The sequence below is a fragment of the Staphylococcus sp. GDY8P85P genome, from assembly GCF_017892405.1.
Classification (GTDB): Bacteria; Bacillota; Bacilli; order Staphylococcales; family Staphylococcaceae; genus Staphylococcus; species Staphylococcus borealis.
Genome location: NZ_JAESLA010000014.1, coordinates 21,350 through 39,748, shown reverse-complemented (window position 1 = coordinate 39,748; position 18,399 = coordinate 21,350). Strand labels below are relative to the sequence as shown.

Sequence of the window (18,399 nt, the reverse complement as noted above, 5' to 3'; positions counted from 1 at the left end):
TTGATGATCGCTATTTAACAATAAATCGTTTTTCATCTAAACCTTTTCTGAATGCTTTTTGATCGGCTTTTGATTTTTTCTTGAAGTCTTTTAAGAATTGCTCATATTTAGGAAGTACCTCTTCTAATTCTCCGTACTCTTTGAGCTTTCCGCCTTCAATCCAAGCAATTTTAGTACAGAACTCTCGAACTTGACGGATGTTATGACTAACGAAGAATATCGTTTTGTTGGCTTCTTTGAATTCATAAATTTTGTCTAAGCATTTTTGTGTGAAAGTTTGGTCTCCAACGGATAATGCTTCATCAATAACTAAAATATCAGGGTTGATTGTAACGTTAATTGAGAATCCTAATTTAGCACGCATACCACTTGAATAATTTTTAACGGGTTGATGAATAAATTCGCCTAATTCACTAAATTCTATTACTTGAGGCATAAGTTGTTTAATTTCTTTTCTTTTGAACCCCATACATAACATTTTAAATTCGATATTTTCCACACCAGTCAAACGACCGTTAAGGCCTGCATTGATTGCAATGACACTCACTTCACCGTTGCGTTCAATATTGCCTGAAGTAGGTGAGATTGAGCCACCAATCATATTACTTAATGTAGATTTACCTGAGCCATTGATGCCGACTAAACCGATGACATCACCTTCGTGTGCTGTGATAGAGACATCATCTAAAGCGAAAAATGTATTATTTTTATTATTAGGGATTAAGGCATCTTTAATGCGTTCTTTATTATTGCGATAAATGCGATATTCTTTTGTCACATTTTTGATATTTACAGATACGCTCATGATAATTCCTTCCTTATCAATACTTATATAGATTATAATACATCATACAATAGTTGTTAAATTTATTAACCTAGTGTAAAGTGTATAAGAGATTTTGTATAACTTTTTGTAAACAATAAGTAGATTTTACTTTTTTTATAAAATGAAGTCCATAGTTATGGTCTTATTTTATAGTAATCTACTTTACAATATATAATAATACGATGCGTACGTAATAATTATATTAAACTTTTGAGAAAATGTTATATATAATGTAGTTATCCGAATCATTAATTAATATGTTAATACATTGTATATATTTAATTGAAAGCGTGGTTAATTTCAATGTCGGCAGTAGGATCTGTTTTTAAAGAACACATCAAGAATTTTTACTTAGTGCAAAGACTTGCACAATTTCAAATTAAAATAACGAATACGAATAACTATCTTGGCGTAGCATGGGAATTACTGAATCCAGCATTACAAATCATGGTTTATTGGTTCGTATTTGGTATGGGAATCAGAAGTAACCAGCCTGTTCACGGTATACCTTTTATTTATTGGTTGCTAGTAGGGATTAGTATGTGGTTCTTCGTCAATCAAGGTATTTTAGAAGGAACGAAATCGGTAGCGATGAAATTTAATCAAGTAGCAAAGATGAACTTCCCGCTCTCTATTATACCGACGTATACGGTAACCAGCCGATTTTATGGTCATATAGGATTATTGTTAATTATCATTGGCATTTGTATCGTTAATGGTATTTACCCTTCGATTCATATTGTGCAATTATTGATTTACGTACCACTTACATTCTTCTTTACGGCGTCAGTTGCATTATTCACATCGACGCTCGGCATTATTGTACGTGATACGCAAATGATTATGCAGGCCTTGCTAAGAATTCTATTCTATATGTCTCCAATACTATGGGTGCCTAAAGATTCAGGTATTGGTGGAACAATTGGTGAAATCATTAAATTTAATCCAGTCTATTTCTTAGCAGAATCATATCGTGCTGCAATATTATTCCACGAATGGTACTTTATTGAACATTGGAAATTATTACTATATAACGTTATCGTTATTTTAATATTCTTCGTATTAGGTTCAATTTTACATCGTAGATATCGTGATCATTTCGCAGATTTCTTATAATTTTAAAGTCCTTGATAAATGTAGAAGCGTTTATCAAGGATTTTGTATATTCAGCACATCGGGTAGTTTTGATTTATAATTTTTATATTGAAAATATGAGAGGTAAACGTATGCGACTAATTATAAAAAAAGTATATATGTTGATGATTGCATTATTGAACTTCATTTTTAAAGGGAAATCCGTAGACAAACAACGTATCACTGTTCTAATGACGTTCCCTGAAGATGTCATGCCAATTATTAATGACTTAGATAGTAAGGGTTACAATATAACTGTGATTGCGAAGGTTGAAGAACAATATAGACTAGAACATCTTAACCATATTACTTTTATACCTGCAGGAAATAAACATATCGTCAAACATATCAGAGCGTTAAGTCGTTCAAAAATCATTATCATTGATACGTATTATTTAATGCTAGGTGGTTATTCTAAGAAACACTCACAAACGATTATTCAAACGTGGCATGCATCAGGTGCCCTAAAAAATTTCGGTTTAACCGATCATCAAGTTGATTTAACTAACAACACAATGGTTAAGCAATACCAGCGTGTATATCATGCAACAGATTATTATCTTATTGGTGGAAAAGAGATGGGGGAATGCTTTAAGGCCTCATTTGGTGCTACTGAATCACAAATGTTGCCACTTGGTTTACCTCGTTTAACCCACTATTTAAAATTCAATCTTAAGGCCGAGCAAGAACGTTTGAAAAAACTTTATAATATTCATAAAACGTTAGTTGTCTATGTTCCAACGTATCGTGAAGGTTCAGAAAATAATAGACACATAGATGTTGAACGATTTGAGCAAGCTTTGCCTGAGTACACATTGATTAATCAACTACATCCATCAATTTCGCAACGTCAAACTGTAGCGACAACTCAGGAATTGATGATTATGGCGGATATCATTATTAGCGATTATAGTTCATTACCTATTGAGGCAAGTTTGCTAGAAAAACCGACATTGTTTTATGTGTATGACGAAGAAAAATATGATAAAATTCGTGGCTTAAACCAATTTTATAAAGCCATTCCTCAACGATATAAAGCAACGACTGAGGAAGAATTGATTGTAAAAATTAAAAATGATGTCGCGATGTTTGAACCATTATTTAAACATTGGCATAAATATAATAGTGAAGCAAGCGTTCAACGTGTTACAGAATTTATTGAAAAGATGGTGGAAAAATGAAAATAGCTATCATAATTCCTGTTTATAATGCAGAAAATACAATACGTAGGGCAATCAAATCGATTGATACAACGCATGAAGTTGAGATTATTTGTGTGAATGACGGCTCTACAGATCATTCAAGGCATGAACTTACGCAATTGCAAAAAGAAGTTAAAAATATCATGATTTACAATCAAGATAATCAAGGTGCAGCTGCAAGTAGAAACTTTGGATTAGCTGCAATGTCTGATGATGTGGAAGCATTTATGTTTTTAGACGCAGACGATCAGTTTCTACCGGGAAGACTTGATAAAATGATTGATTATTATGAGCGTAATCAAGAAGTCGATATCGTTATAGGACAAATTGGAAGAGGCGTTCATGGAGATTGGAAAATTGTACCTACACATGAAGAAATGAACCGTGAAGCATTAGTATCATTAGCACAAGCACCTGAAATCTTGCAATCTATTGGGCCAGGTGGAAAACTATTCAATTCTAAATTTAGTGCGTTGCGCTTTGATGAAGATGTTGTGTTTTGTGAAGAACATACCTTTATCACACGTGCTTATTTAACTGCACGTGATATACAATTATTACCGCTGATGATATATGGATATAATGAGCAAGAAGGTTCGATCACTGATAAGCGTGGTGATACGTTTATCTCCTATATTGAAGATGCCAGACGCGTACGTCAAAGGGTTATGGAGATACTCCTTTTAACAAATGAGAAAGCCTACTATAGTTATCGAATGGATGATTTAATCGTGAGTTATCTTATTCAAGCTTATTTATTAAAATATAGTAGAGTAACACCTAACTTTATTGATAAAGTTACGCATTATATTAAGGATATGCAACATACCAATTACTCTGGAGATGCGTTGTTTAGAATTATCCAAGCTGTTGAGCAAGGTGCAACGCATTGGACGCGCGATACTTATGAGAAGTGGCGTCAAACACTTATTGATGTCGGTATTGGACGACCTGGATATTTCCGATTTAAAGCACAGGTCATGCCTAAGAAATTTGCATTTAATAGTAAACAGTCTGTCAAACGCCTTTTAAAGCGATAGTGTAATATGTCTTATATAATTAATGGTATGTAAATTTTATTTATGCTAAATTAAAGTTATGAAAAAATGTTAAAAATTATGTTAAGGAGATAGCGTTATATGAGAAGAGTTATTACTTACGGCACTTATGACTTATTACATTATGGTCATATTGAATTATTAAGAAGAGCGCGTGAAATGGGCGATTATTTAATTGTCGCTTTATCTTCAGATGAATTCAATCAAATTAAGAATAAAAAATCATATTATGATTATGAGCAACGCAAAATGATGTTGGAATCAATTCGTTATGTTGACTTAGTCATTCCTGAGAATGATTGGGGACAAAAAGAAACTGACGTAGATCGTTTTGAAGTAGATGTCTTTGTAATGGGACATGACTGGGAAGGCGAATTTGACTTCTTAAAAGACAAATGTGAAGTTGTATACTTAAAACGTACGGAAGGTATTTCAACAACTAAAATTAAACAAGAATTATATGGCAAAGATGCTAAATAATTAAGAATATGAGATTTAATCCTATTAAAAGGAGGTTGAGACAAGATAAAATGTCTCAACCTCCTTTATCATTTGGCAGTAGCTATCTGATTTGAAATCGCGCTTAAAGCATATTAGAAGCGGACAATGAATGTATTTTAATTTCTGTCCTGTGCGTCATTTTAAAGTAGATATAGTTCATTTCCACTAGGCGTCGTATAACAGCGTTATGTTATCGATTTGAGTATCACTCGAATCTGAGACATTGTCTCAAACTATAGGCGTTTAATTGATGCTATTTGCGTTTAAATAATAAATGAATAATTGAACGTACAATAAGTATACATGCAATTGCTAATAACGCTAATGCTATAAAAGTGACAATTGGATGTTCTTTCCAAGTCGTTTGAGCAATAGTGTTTGCTTTGTGTAATAAGGGTTTCGTTACGTCAACTTTAGGTGGTCCATCGTCCTTTGTAAGAAATTGACGATCATAATCAAGATGAACCTTACCATCCTTAATAATGAATTTATAATCTTTTTGATTCATGTCTTTAGGCACTACATCATATAAATTTTCTTTGACATAGTATGTTTTACCGTTTATTTTATGCGTACCTTTAGAAAGCACGTTTTTATAACGATATTGATCAAAAGAACGGTTCATCATCGCATTACCCATCATGTTACGCTGTTTTTCACCGCCTAAACTAACGTAATCTCCAGCGCCCATAATAACTTGGTTGATACGGAATTGCTTACGTTTAGTTGTAATCGTATGGTTATAATCTGCAACATCACTTGAACCTGTTTTTAATCCGTCAGTACCTGGCAAACTCATATCGGCACCTTCTAATGAATGGTTAAATGTATAGTATGTAACACCGTGTTGTGTTGGAGCAAGTTGCTTAGTGAAGTGTAGTATTTTCGGTGTTTCTTTAATGACATGGTGATCTAGAATTGCGAAGTCCTTTGCAGTAGAAGTGGAATTGTCTTGATCTTTATATTTTGATGGTGCAAAATCTTTTAATTGTGAATTTTCGGCACCTGTTGGGTTAACGAAATGCGTATTTGACATACCTAGCGCTTTGGCTTTCTTATTCATTAAATCTGTAAAATCATTGACGTTTCCAGAAACTTCATCAGCTAAAATTAAAGCAGCAGCATTACTTGAGTTAGAGACTGTAATTTGAAGTAACTCACTAATGGTATAAGTTTCCCCAGGATATAATTTCGTATTACTTAATTCTGGTAACGTTGACATACGATAATGCTGATCCGTAATATGTACTTTGTCATTTAAAGAAAGTTCCCCTTTATTGATAGCTTCGAGTGTTAAATACATGGTCATTAACTTCGTCATTGAAGCAGGGTACCATTTTTGGTTAGATTGATAGTCATATAAAATTTGCCCGGTTTGACTAACATTAATACTACCTTCTGGTTGATAGGCATCTGTTACATTTGGGTAACCATATTGTCTAGCAATTTCGGTAGGTGTTGGCTCATATTCGGAAGCATATGTTTTAGGTGCTATAATAGCAATGGTTAACAATGCAACCAATATCATTGTAAAGCGTCGTTTCATTCTTATCTTTCCTTTTTCAAAATTTCAACTAAAATATTTTATCATATAAGTATGTTTATATGAATTTTTTTGCTAAAGCTTTATACTTGGAAAATGAGATAATTAAATTTTTAAAATGAATATAAAAAGAGGGCTAATATATGAAAGGACAAAATCCATTATTTTTCTTATTTAAACGTTTGTCGTGGCCATATGGACTAATTATCGCGGCAATCATAATTTCTTCGCTAGGGAGTATTAGTGGTCTGTTAATTCCGCTATTTACCGGACGGCTGGTTGATAAATTCTCTACAAGTAGTATTAATTGGAATATCGTTCTATTATTTGCAGGTATATTTATTGCCAATGCACTATTAAGTGGTATAGGTATTTATTTACTAAGTAAAATTGGTGAGAAAATGATTTATGATATTCGTTCCATATTATGGGGACATATCATTAAATTAAAGATGCCATTTTTTGATAAGAATGAAAGCGGACAGCTAATGAGTCGTTTGACAGACGATACAAAGGTTATTAATGAATTTATTTCACAGAAATTGCCACAATTACTACCAGCAGTTATAACGCTCATTGGGTCAATCGTCATGCTATTTATTATGGATTGGCAAATGACATTATTAACATTTATTGCTATTCCGATATTTATGGCGATCATGATTCCACTAGGACGTAAAATGCAAAAGATATCAATGAATACACAAACTGAAATTGCGAACTTTAGTGGGTTATTAGGACGTGTGTTAACTGAGATGCGATTAGTTAAAGTATCGAATACAGAGAAACAAGAGTTAAATAATGCACATAGTAACTTACGTGAAATTTATAATTTGGGTCTACGACAAGCCAAAATTACTGCAGTGATTCAACCTATTTCAAGTGTAATTATGTTATTAATGATTGCAGTTATCTTAGGTTTCGGTGCGATAAGAATAGCAACTGGTGCTATCACAGCGGGTGCACTGATTGCAATGATTTTTTATGTGATGCAATTATCAATGCCATTAATGAATCTTTCAACATTAGTTACAGACTATAAAAAGGCAGTGGGTGCAAGTAGTAGGATCTTTGAAATTATGCAAGAACCTATTGAGCCAATGGAAGATTTGCAACCTATAGATCATATTTCAATCAACGATGGCGAATTGTCATTTGAAAATGTTGATTTCAAATATGATATCAAAACCATTCTCAACAATGTATCTTTCCGTATTCCTCAAGGCGAGGTCAGTGCATTTGTTGGGCCATCAGGTTCAGGTAAAAGTACAATATTCAATCTGATTGAACGTATGTATGACATTGAATCTGGAGAAATTAAGTATGGCACCCAAAGTATTTATGATGTACCTATCACAAATTGGCGTAATAAGATTGGTTATGTCATGCAATCGAATTCTATGATGAGTGGTACAATACGTGACAACATTCTATATGGTATTAATCGAGAAGTATCAGATGAAGAATTGATTAAATATGCTAAATTAGCGAATTGTCATGACTTCATCATGCAGTTTGATGACGGCTATGACACGTTAGTAGGAGAACGAGGACTGAAATTATCGGGTGGTCAAAGACAACGTATTGATATTGCACGTAGTTTCGTGAAGAATCCTGATATTTTATTATTAGACGAAGCGACTGCAAATTTAGATAGTGAGAGTGAACAAAAAATCCAAGAGGCATTAGAAATTCTCATGGAAGGTAGAACAACGATAGTTATTGCCCACCGTCTTTCAACTATTAAAAAAGCGGGTAAAATCATTTTCTTAGATCAAGGTAAAGTGACAGGAGAAGGTACGCATACTGAATTAATGCGTAACCATGACAAATATCATCAATTTGTTACAACACAAAACCTAACTGAATAATGCGGGGTGTGTAGTTGGGACTAATAATAGTTCCAGCTACTTTTTTAAATAAGTAACCATGAAATAATAGATATGCTTTGAGTTATGAAGTCGATTGTGGAATAATCGACACTAATTAAGCGACATATAAACATTTACACCATTAAGATATGAGATTGGAGAATGACTATGCTATATACAATAACATCTACTTTGCCGCCTACACATGGTGGGAGAACAAAATCTTTATTGCATAGAATACAATTTTTAGAAACACAATTGGGACAAACATCTACGATTTTAACGACGAATTATAACGCTAATTATAAAAATGTATATCGCATTTTTAGAAATAAAAAGTTAATTACTGACAACACAGTCATTGAAAACATATATGACTGGTTGGCGAATTATAAATTATTAGAGGAGCCCGTTGAACCTAAATTATTTCGAAAGTTACCCATCCAAACGAAGGTTAATATACGCGGATTGGAAGCTGTTCAAGAAGGAGATAGCGTAAAGTATTATAAAGATCAGACATACGTATTGTTTCGTAGATATTATACGGACAGACAGGTGATCAAGTTTGAAGATACAATAAATCCCAATACGCAAAAGATAGCTAAACGCAAATCATTTACTTTGAACGGTAGACTGCATAAAATTGATTATTTTGACGACGTAACAGCCATCAAAACATCGGAAGAATATTACGATAAAAAGGGTAACATGTATTTAAAGAAACATTTTATGAACGATCAAAAGAATCAATTGATTGATATACAACATTTCACTAAGCAAGGTGAAACGCGCATCTTCAAAAAAGAAAAAGCTTTATTTACGTATTATTACAATCATGTTTTAGCAGATGGAAGTATCGTATTCAATGATGCACGCTTACTCGACAGACCATTGATTGAGTGTGAAAATAATATTAAGCGTATATTAATGTTTCATAGTAACCATTTACAAGATCATAACGTTCGTCATTCGTATAAGCTTGCGCTTGATAATCATGAAAAGATTGACAAATATGTTGTTTTAACCGATTACCAAAAACGTGATATTCAATCGCAATTTGATATAGATGATAATAAAATAGAGGTGATACCTCATTTTCTAGACATAGCGCAATCAAATCATCGAGATGCTGTTGAAGATCAATTTTGTTTTATTGGTAGATTAGCTTCTGAAAAGCAGATTGATCATATTATCAAAGCATTCGATATGTATTTGAAAAAAGGGTATTCATCTAAACTTTTAGTGTATGGCGATGATAAAGAAGGTAATTTAAACAAGCTCAAACAACTAGTTAGAACGCTTCAACTTGAAGATAAAGTTACTTTTAAAGGGCACACGAATACGCCTAAAGAAGTATTTCCAAAGGCAATTGCTTCCCTTCTAACAAGTCGATATGAGGGCTTTGGGTTATCCATTATGGAAAGTATTAATTGTGGTTGTCCTGTTATTTCGTATAATGTACGCTATGGACCAAGTGAGTTAATTCGGAATCACGAAAATGGTATACTTGTGGAAAAAGATGACATTGAAGGGTTTGCGAATGCAATGGAAATGGCTAGAAATATCCATTTCAAAGATGTAAAATTAAGTGAAAAATTTAGTGTAGAACAAGCATTAATTAACTACCAATCCCTCATCAATGACGTGACGCATACGATGAATAATTAGAAAATTGGAGAGAAATATATTGAATAAATTATCGATTATTATTACGTATTTTAATAATGAAGATTATATTAGTGAGTGTATTCACAGCTTGAAAAGTCAAAGAAACCAAGACTTCGACGTTATTATTGTCGATGATGGTTCAACTGATCGTTCAACAGAACGACTACAAGAAACGTTAAAGACATATGACAAAGACGTTCACTTCATTCAGTTACAAGAAAATACTGGTCACGCACATGCACGTAATGTAGCTTTAGAACAAGCGCATGGGCAATATGTACTATTCCTAGATGCGGATGATCAATTAGCATCCTATGCTGTTGATTTTTACCTACAACACGTAAATGGTTTAGATACATTGATTGCACCTATTCATAAATTTAGAAGTCAACGTCCACAATATGTAGATAAAGACAGAGTGCGTATGCAATATGATACGCATCAAAAAAGTCCAAACTCAATTTTGAGAAAAGAATCAGCATGTAATATTCTGTTTAAAAATGCCATCATTAAAGCACACCAAATTCAATTTAATGAGTCATTAAGTATATATGCAGATACATCATTTGTGTTGGAATATTTAAAATATGCAGAGCGTTTCGTTAGAATTACCAATTTCCCATTCTATTATCGTGGCGAAGTCTATGATCCGTTTTATGGTAATACCTTAAGTGATCAAGACTTTACAAATAAATTTGAAGATCACGTTAATAGTTTCTTTGATGCAATGCGACGAACTAATGATAAACGCGTCAAACATTTCTTGATCAACAGAATGAAAAATGAAATTAAAAGCGGCTTCGATCCAGCCCTTAGAGATATAAAATCTCGATATGTAACACTTGAAGATGTATTGATTAAGATTGTTAAAGCAATCAAATGGGACATCTTTAAAGATGGAAAGATATTATACAATTTAGAAATAGTATTCTTATCTATGGATAATATTGAAAATGCTAAATATGTTAATGATTTGCGCAATAAAACGCGCTTAGTTAAAAATATTTTGTTAAATAGCAAAATGAAAGAACGTTCAAAATATCAACTCAGTGATAATGAGGCTATGGTCGATCCAAATACAATTGTATTTGAAGCGTTCGGCGGTAAAAACTACAGCGATAGTCCTAAGTATATCTATGAATACATGCAGACACATTATCCACATTTAAATTATATATGGGCCTTTTCTAAGCCTGAAAATAACATTGTTCCAGGCAATGCAACTAAAGTTAAAAAGGGATCAAAAGCGTATTATGATGCCTATGCTAAAGCAAAATATTGGGTGACAAATGCTAGATTGCCACTATATTTAAATAAAAAAGAGAATCAAATGTATATTCAGACTTGGCATGGAACACCATTAAAACGTTTAGCTAACGATATGAAAGTGGTTAGAATGCCTGGCACAACTACTGCAAACTATAAGAAGAATTTCTATGCCGAAGCATCTCGTTGGGATCGTTTGGTATCACCTAATAGATACTCTTCAAATATTTTCAAATCTGCATTTTGGATGGACGAAGACCGTATCTGGGAAATTGGATACCCAAGAAATGATGTTTTAGTTAATCGTCAAAATGATACTGAATATATTGAACAAATTAAGCGTAATTTAAATTTACCTGCAGATAAAAAGGTCATTATGTATGCACCAACTTGGAGAGATGATGAGTTTGTGAAGAAAGGCCAATACTTATTCGATTTGAAAATTAATTTGGCAAATCTCCAAAAAGAAATTGGCGATGACTATGTCATCTTACTAAGAATGCATTATCTTATTGCTAATGCGTTAGATTTACATGGATTTGACGACTTTGCAATCGATGTATCAAATTATAGCGATATTTCGGAATTATACCTCATTTCTGATGCGTTAATAACTGATTATTCATCTGTTATGTTTGATTTTGGTATCTTAAAACGCCCACAATTTTTCTTTGCCTATGATATAGAAAAATATGATAAAGGACTACGTGGTTTCTACATGGATTATATGAATGATCTACCTGGTGAAATCATTACAGATGAATTTAAATTAGCTAAAGAATTAAAACAAATTGAACAACATAAAGTAAAATATAAAGATAAAATCGAAGCATTTTATAATGATTTCTGCTCAATAGAGAACGGAAAAGCGTCTCAGTATATTGGTGATTATATTTATCATGATATTGAAAAGAACCATGATTAAATGAATGTAAAACACACCTGTAACCAACCATAGTGTGATGCTGTATTGTAAAATCACTATCTGAATTTAAAAGACATATATACTAAGCTTTTCTAAAACCTAATCTAGGGTTATAGCAAATAGATAGTCAACATGAACAACGATAAGTAAAGCAAGTAGAAAGCGTGAGACAATGATTTCAAAACGAAGTCTGTCTCGCGCTTTTTCATTTATGTTAATTTGACGAATCTATATTTTCTCGAACATTGCCTCATGGTATAATGAGAAATATAATATTAACGGAACTTTTGGGGTTAATTAGAGTTTAAAGTACGGTTCTGTTATATAAACATGCCATGACATCACGTCATAAAAATTTAGTCAGGTAGGTGCCTTATGTTTTTAGTGATTAACATCATTGGGTTACTTGCATTTTTGGGAATTGCAGTATTATTTTCAAGAGATCGCAAAAATATCCAATGGAAATCTATTTTAATTCTTGTTGTTTTAAACTTGTTTTTAGCATGGTTCTTTGTTTATTTCCAAATTGGGAGAACGATTGTAGAAGGATTAGCTTCAGCAATTGCATGGGTAATTCAATCCGCACACACTGGAACAGGGTTTGCATTTAGCAGCTTTACTAGCGGTAAACAAATGGATATGGCGATTAGTGCGCTATTCCCAATTCTACTTGTTGTACCATTGTTTGACGTTTTAATGTATTTCAACATTCTACCTAAAGTTATAGGTGGTATTGGTTGGGTACTAGCTAAGGTTACACGTCAACCTAAATTTGAATCATTCTTCGGTATTGAAATGATGTTCTTAGGTAATACTGAAGCGTTAGCTGTATCTAATGAACAACTTAAACGCATGAATGAAATGCGTGTATTAACTGTAGCTATGATGTCAATGAGTTCTATCTCTGGTGCCATTGTTGGGGCATATGTACAAATGATACCTGGTGAACTTGTTTTAACTGCAATACCTTTAAATATTATCAATGCGATTATTGTTTCTTCAATCTTGAATCCAGTAAGTGTTGAAGAGCAAGAAGATATCATTTATAGCATTAAGAATGATGAAGCAGTTGAACGTCAACCGTTCTTCTCATTCCTAGGTGATTCTGTATTGAATGCGGGTAAACTGGTATTAATCATTATTGCTTTCGTCATTAGCTTTGTTGCTTTAGCAGACTTAATTGATCGCTTTATAAATCTGATTACAGGTCTTGTTGGTGGATGGATTGGTGTAAAAGGCAGTTTCGGCTTGAATCAAATTTTAGGTTTATTTATGTATCCATTTGCACTTTTACTTGGTTTACCATGGGGAGAAGCATGGATCGTTGCGCAACAAATGGCTAAGAAAATTGTTACGAATGAATTTGTAGTTATGGGTGAAATTAGTAAAGTAGTAGATTCATATAGTCCACATAGAAGAGCAGTCATTTCAACATTCTTAGTTTCATTTGCCAACTTCTCAACGATTGGCATGATTGTAGGAACGTTAAAAGGGATTGTTGATAAAAAAACATCAGATTTTGTATCTAAATATGTACCAATGATGTTATTAGCAGGTATTTTAGTGTCATTACTTACTGCAGCGTTTGTTGGATTATTCGCTTGGTAAGAAGATATCATTTATACTTATCCAATTAATGAAATCTAAGATACGTATGAATCATTAAAGTGATGTTGTTCATGCACAGTAGCTAAATGAACTGAGAAGATGGGAGTGGGACAGAATTCTTTTTGAATTCGTCGTCCCACCCCCGCAAGGGTGACTAGAACTGAGAAAAGCTTGATTTAAGCGCCTTCTCAGTTCAGTCAGCTACTGCGAATTTGCAAAATAGCTTCATTATATTATTTATGTCCCAGCCTCTTTTCTCAGTTTTTTTCGTTTTTGGGTGAGACAGACAAGCTATCGATATTATAATGATTGATAATTTTAAGATAAATGATAAAAACCAAGTATGTAGAGTGAGGAGACACTCTATATACTTGGTTTTTATGGGAAATGAATATTAATGTACTTGTAACGGTAAGGACTAGGTACTGTCACAGTACTTCGAGCAAAATTTGTTTTGTTACTATAAACAACACAAAGGAGATAACTTCTCTTATTAAGAAGTTATACACATTATAGCAAAAGGAATCGCTAAAGTAAACAAAAAATTCAGAAAATTTATATTTATTTATGATTCTCTTTATTTATAATGAGGATTCAAACGAGAGACAAGACAATGATATGGTTAAACATTCATGGTTTTAATCCCTTTTCAAAATGAATATTGTAGCTTTGCTAGTGAATGTGCTAACATTTTTAGTGATATTACAATTAAAGGGGTTGGTATATGTGAATAAAAATATTAAAGATTTACTTTTGGTCATACTAGGCTCTTTCATATTTTCAGCTGGGGTAAATGCGTTCATTATCTCAGGTAATTTAGGAGAAGGTGGGGTAACAGGTATAGCTATTGTTCTATATTATGCGTTTCACATTTCTCCAGCCATTACAAATTTTGTAGCTAATGCATTACTCATCATAGTTGGATATAAATTTTTAAGTAAAAAAAGTATGGTATTGACTATAATAGCAACTGTATTGATCTCCGTTTTCTTGAGTTTAACTGAGCAGTGGCATGTTGAAACAGGAAATGTCATCATTAATGCCGTTTTTGGTGGCTCTTGTGTTGGATTAGGTATTGGTATTATAGTTCTCGCCGGTGGTACCACTGCAGGAACAACGATACTAGCCCAAATTGCTAATAAATATTTAGATGTTAGTACGGCATATGCCTTGTTATTTTTCGATTTAATTGTTGTACTTATATCGTTAACGGTACTACCTTTACAAATGGCATTAGTGACAGTTATTTCACTGTACATAGGTACAAAAGTGATGGAATATGTGATTGAAGGTTTAAATACTAAAAAAGCAATGACAATTATTTCAAGTAAGCCAGACCAAGTAGCGAAGGCAATAGATGAACAAGTAGGGCGTGGCCTTACCATCTTAGATGGGCGAGGCTATTATAGTCGTGAAGAAAAAGACGTCCTTTATGTTGTTGTTGCGAAAACACAAGTATCTAAAGCAAAGAAAATGATACGTAAGATTGATAATCATGCCTTTTTAGTTGTCCATGATGTGAGAGATGTATATGGCAATGGATTTTTAATTGATGAATAATTGATAATAGTGAATGAATGAGGTTAGGTGTTTTCATTGATTGGTAAAGGTTAAATGACTCTGCCAATCCATAAAATGCCTAACCTTTTGTGCATTAATTACAAATAGTCAGTTGTTTGCAAAGATGTTATAATACATCTATTGACTATGATAATTATTATCAATTGACTATTTCAATCATATCCAAAGCTATTTATTATGAAAGTAGGGAAAGCATGAATCGTTTAAAAGCACAACAAGTGGAAATAGGTTATGGGGATCATACGATTATTAACAATTTAGATGTAGAAATTCCGGATGGCAAAGTTACGTCAATTATTGGCCCTAATGGTTGCGGTAAATCTACATTATTAAAAGCATTATCGCGCTTACTAACAATAAAAAATGGTGAAATTCAATTAGATGGTGAAAATATTCATACACAGTCTACAAAAGAGATTGCTAAAAAAATTGCGATATTACCACAAACACCTGAAGTAGCAGATGGCCTTACAGTTGGAGAACTTGTGTCTTATGGTCGTTTTCCACATCAAAAAGGATTTGGACGACTATCTGCTGAAGATAAGAAAGAAATTGATTGGGCTTTGACTGTTACTGGAACTTCTGAATTTAGACATCGCTCTATTAATGATTTAAGTGGTGGTCAACGCCAACGTGTTTGGATTGCGATGGCACTTGCTCAAAAAACAGACATCATTTTCTTAGATGAGCCTACGACATATTTAGATATATCACATCAATTAGAAATATTAGAATTAGTACAACAATTAAATAAAGAACAAGGTTGCACAATCGTCATGGTCTTACATGACATTAATCAAGCTATTCGTTTTTCTGATCATCTTATTGCAATGAAGAAAGGTGATATCATTGCTTGTGGCCCTACGGAAGACGTGCTAACGAAAGATATTTTAGAACAAGTATTCAATATTGATGTCGTGCTTAGTACAGATCCACGTACAGGGAAACCATTATTAGTCACATATGACTTATTCCAACGTAATTATTCATAATATATAGATAAACTAAGAAAAGGGAATTTATCATGATGGAGAAAGATAAAAAAGTAAACATCGGTTTTATTGGCTATATGATTTTAGTCTTTGTGTTGTTAATAGGCGCATTGCTCGTATCTATCTTGATAGGCGAAGCAAAAATTAGTTTTTCAACTATTATGGATGCTATTTTTCATTATAATCCTAAAAACCAACAACATAACATTATTAGTGAGATACGTATACCGCGTGATTTAGGTGCGGTATTAGTAGGTATGGCACTGTCAGTTGCAGGTGCTGTGATTCAAGGTGTAACAAAAAACGGGCTCGCTGATCCGAGTCTAATTGGTTTGAATTCAGGTGCTTCATTTGCGTTGGCATTAACGTTTGCCATTTATCCCGCGGCGCCATTTTTAATGCTTATGTTTGCAGGATTTTTAGGCGCAATGCTAGGTGGCTTTATCGTCTTAACGATAGGGCGATCTAGACGAGATGGGTTTAACCCTATGAGAATTATTTTAGCCGGTGCTGCTGTAAGTGCATTATTAACGGCTTTAAGTCAGGGTATTGCGTTAACATTTAAACTAAACCAAACACTAACATTCTGGACTGCCGGTGGTGTTTCAGGTACGACTTGGAAGCAACTTATGTGGAGTGGCCCAGTAATTATTATTGCTATCATAATCATTATAGCAATGAGTAAACAACTAACGATTTTAAATTTAGGTGAAACCCTTGCGAAAGGATTAGGACAGAATATCACGATGATTCGTGGTGTGAGTCTATTCTTAACGATGATTTTAGCTGGTGTTGCCGTGTCGATGGTAGGACAAATTGCCTTTGTCGGATTAATGGTACCTCATATTGTTAGATTTTTAGTGGGTACTGATTACGCCAAGGTATTACCATTAACTGCGTTGTCAGGCGGTTTGCTCATGATATTAGCTGATACCATTGCACGTATGTTAGGTGAGGCACCAGTGGGCGCTATTATTTCGTTTATTGGCGTACCTTACTTCTTATATTTAGTTAAAAGAGGGGGGCGCACAATATGATACATCCAAAATTAAGACGTAAACAAATCATTACGTTAATCATTTTTTCAATACTATTATTAGCAGCATGTACATGGAGTGTGTCTTCTGGAGAGTATAAGATACCCGTAGATCGTTTTTTAAAGACGCTTATTGGTCAAGGTGAATATTATGATCAATTAATTTTAATGGAATTTAGATTCCCTAGAATGTTAATTACGATTTTAGCAGGTGCAGCGCTTAGTTTAAGTGGTGCTATTATTCAAAGTGTCACTAAGAATCCAATTGCCGAACCAGGTATTTTAGGTATTAATGCTGGCGGTGGTTTTGCAATTGCTTTATTTATTTCAATTGCTCATATTAATCCAGATAATTTTGTATATGTATTACCGCTAATAAGTATTGTTGGTGGCGTAGCAACCGCTATTATTATCTTTTTATTTAGTGTGAATCAAAGAGATGGCATTACACCTTCAAGTATGGTGTTAATTGGTGTAGGGATGCAGACAGCTTTATATGGTGGTTCTATTACACTTATGTCAAAATTTAACGAAGATCAGTCAGAATTTATAGCGACTTGGTTTGCTGGTAATATTTGGGGCGATGATTGGACATTTGTGATTGCAACGATTCCATGGCTTATTATCATCATTCCATTTCTGTTATACAAATCTAATGTGCTTAATTTAATTCATACACATGAGCATATTGCCAAAGGGCTTGGCGTGAAGATTGAACGCGAGCGTATCGTTCTATTCTTTATTGCGGTTGTATTATCTTCAATTGCTGTTGCAGTTGCAGGTGCGATTGCATTTATTGGTTTAATGGGGCCGCATATTGCAAAATCAATTATTGGACCACGCCATCAACTCTTTTTACCAATTTCAATTGTTGTAGGTGCTTTCTTACTTGTTCTATCAGATACGATTGGTAAAATTATTCTCGAACCAACAGGTGTACCTGCTGGTATTGTAGTTGCTATTATCGGCGCACCATATTTCATTTACTTAATGTATAAATCGAAACGCATATAATAAAGCGAAAGTGACACTATATAATATCTCGTATCTAAGTAGTTCAATACTAAATTTTTCATTGATACGAGTGATGCTCACGGGAGTGGATAGATTTTCTAGCATAACGACGAAATCTAGTCCATTCCCAATTTTTTGTAAAAAAATGAAAAATATAACGACATGCATGTAAAT

At 33.4% G+C, this 18,399-nt stretch carries 14 protein-coding genes; 12 read left to right on the top strand and 2 right to left on the bottom strand.

What is annotated here, in order from left to right:
* Positions 1–10: 10 nt before the first annotated feature.
* Complete coding sequence (tagH, locus tag KA828_RS03240; RefSeq protein ID WP_075108857.1) at positions 11–805, bottom strand: teichoic acids export ABC transporter ATP-binding subunit TagH; 795 nt, start codon at positions 803–805, stop codon at positions 11–13.
* A 324-nt stretch (positions 806–1,129) separates the two neighbouring features.
* Between tagH and KA828_RS03235 the strand changes: the two genes are divergently transcribed.
* From KA828_RS03235 to tagD, 4 genes are all read left to right on the top strand, one after another.
* Positions 1,130–1,942 carry an ABC transporter permease gene (locus KA828_RS03235; protein ID WP_049426488.1) on the top strand — a complete coding sequence of 271 codons (813 nt, stop codon included), beginning with the start codon at positions 1,130–1,132 and terminating at the stop codon, positions 1,940–1,942.
* A gap of 110 nt (positions 1,943–2,052) precedes the next feature.
* Positions 2,053–3,141: a teichoic acid glycerol-phosphate primase TarB gene (gene tarB, locus KA828_RS03230; protein WP_075108858.1), complete on the top strand. Its 1,089-nt coding sequence runs from the start codon at positions 2,053–2,055 to the stop codon at positions 3,139–3,141.
* Entirely contained in the window at positions 3,138–4,202 is a 1,065-nt protein-coding gene (locus KA828_RS03225) for a glycosyltransferase family 2 protein (RefSeq protein ID WP_075108859.1), read from the top strand. Before tarB ends, KA828_RS03225 begins: the two co-directional genes overlap by 4 nt.
* Positions 4,203–4,301: 99 nt before the next feature.
* Complete coding sequence (gene tagD / locus KA828_RS03220; RefSeq protein WP_016930898.1) at positions 4,302–4,700, top strand: glycerol-3-phosphate cytidylyltransferase; 399 nt, start codon at positions 4,302–4,304, stop codon at positions 4,698–4,700.
* A gap of 274 nt (positions 4,701–4,974) precedes the next feature.
* Here the strand turns inward: tagD and pbp4 are convergent, their stop codons facing one another.
* Entirely contained in the window at positions 4,975–6,267 is a 1,293-nt protein-coding gene (pbp4, locus tag KA828_RS03215) for a penicillin-binding protein PBP4 (protein WP_210125399.1), read from the bottom strand.
* 140 nt (positions 6,268–6,407) lie between these two features.
* On the opposite strand from pbp4, the gene KA828_RS03210 reads away from it, so the two are divergent.
* The 8 genes from KA828_RS03210 to KA828_RS03175 all read left to right on the top strand — a co-directional run bounded on the left by KA828_RS03210 (position 6,408) and on the right by KA828_RS03175 (position 18,225).
* On the top strand, positions 6,408–8,135 hold the full coding sequence (locus tag KA828_RS03210) for an ABC transporter ATP-binding protein (protein ID WP_210125398.1): 1,728 nt from the start codon (positions 6,408–6,410) through the stop codon (positions 8,133–8,135).
* A 168-nt stretch (positions 8,136–8,303) separates the two neighbouring features.
* A complete protein-coding gene (locus KA828_RS03205; RefSeq protein ID WP_075108862.1) occupies positions 8,304–9,803 on the top strand; it encodes a glycosyltransferase in 1,500 nt (499 codons plus the stop codon).
* A 19-nt stretch (positions 9,804–9,822) separates the two neighbouring features.
* Positions 9,823–11,994, top strand: a complete 2,172-nt coding sequence (locus KA828_RS03200; protein WP_210125397.1) for a bifunctional glycosyltransferase/CDP-glycerol:glycerophosphate glycerophosphotransferase — start codon at positions 9,823–9,825, stop codon at positions 11,992–11,994.
* Positions 11,995–12,369: 375 nt separating this feature from the next.
* Positions 12,370–13,602 carry a NupC/NupG family nucleoside CNT transporter gene (locus tag KA828_RS03195; protein ID WP_070854508.1) on the top strand — a complete coding sequence of 411 codons (1,233 nt, stop codon included), beginning with the start codon at positions 12,370–12,372 and terminating at the stop codon, positions 13,600–13,602.
* Positions 13,603–14,328: 726 nt separating this feature from the next.
* Positions 14,329–15,162: a YitT family protein gene (locus tag KA828_RS03190; protein WP_053030679.1), complete on the top strand. Its 834-nt coding sequence runs from the start codon at positions 14,329–14,331 to the stop codon at positions 15,160–15,162.
* A 215-nt stretch (positions 15,163–15,377) separates the two neighbouring features.
* On the top strand, positions 15,378–16,175 hold the full coding sequence (locus KA828_RS03185; protein ID WP_053030677.1) for an ABC transporter ATP-binding protein: 798 nt from the start codon (positions 15,378–15,380) through the stop codon (positions 16,173–16,175).
* Between the two features lie 77 nt (positions 16,176–16,252).
* Positions 16,253–17,212, top strand: coding sequence for a FecCD family ABC transporter permease (locus KA828_RS03180; RefSeq protein WP_371106752.1), 960 nt, complete (start codon positions 16,253–16,255; stop codon positions 17,210–17,212).
* Positions 17,209–18,225 carry a FecCD family ABC transporter permease gene (locus KA828_RS03175; protein ID WP_210125396.1) on the top strand — a complete coding sequence of 339 codons (1,017 nt, stop codon included), beginning with the start codon at positions 17,209–17,211 and terminating at the stop codon, positions 18,223–18,225. Before KA828_RS03180 ends, KA828_RS03175 begins: the two co-directional genes overlap by 4 nt.
* Positions 18,226–18,399: the final 174 nt, after the last annotated feature.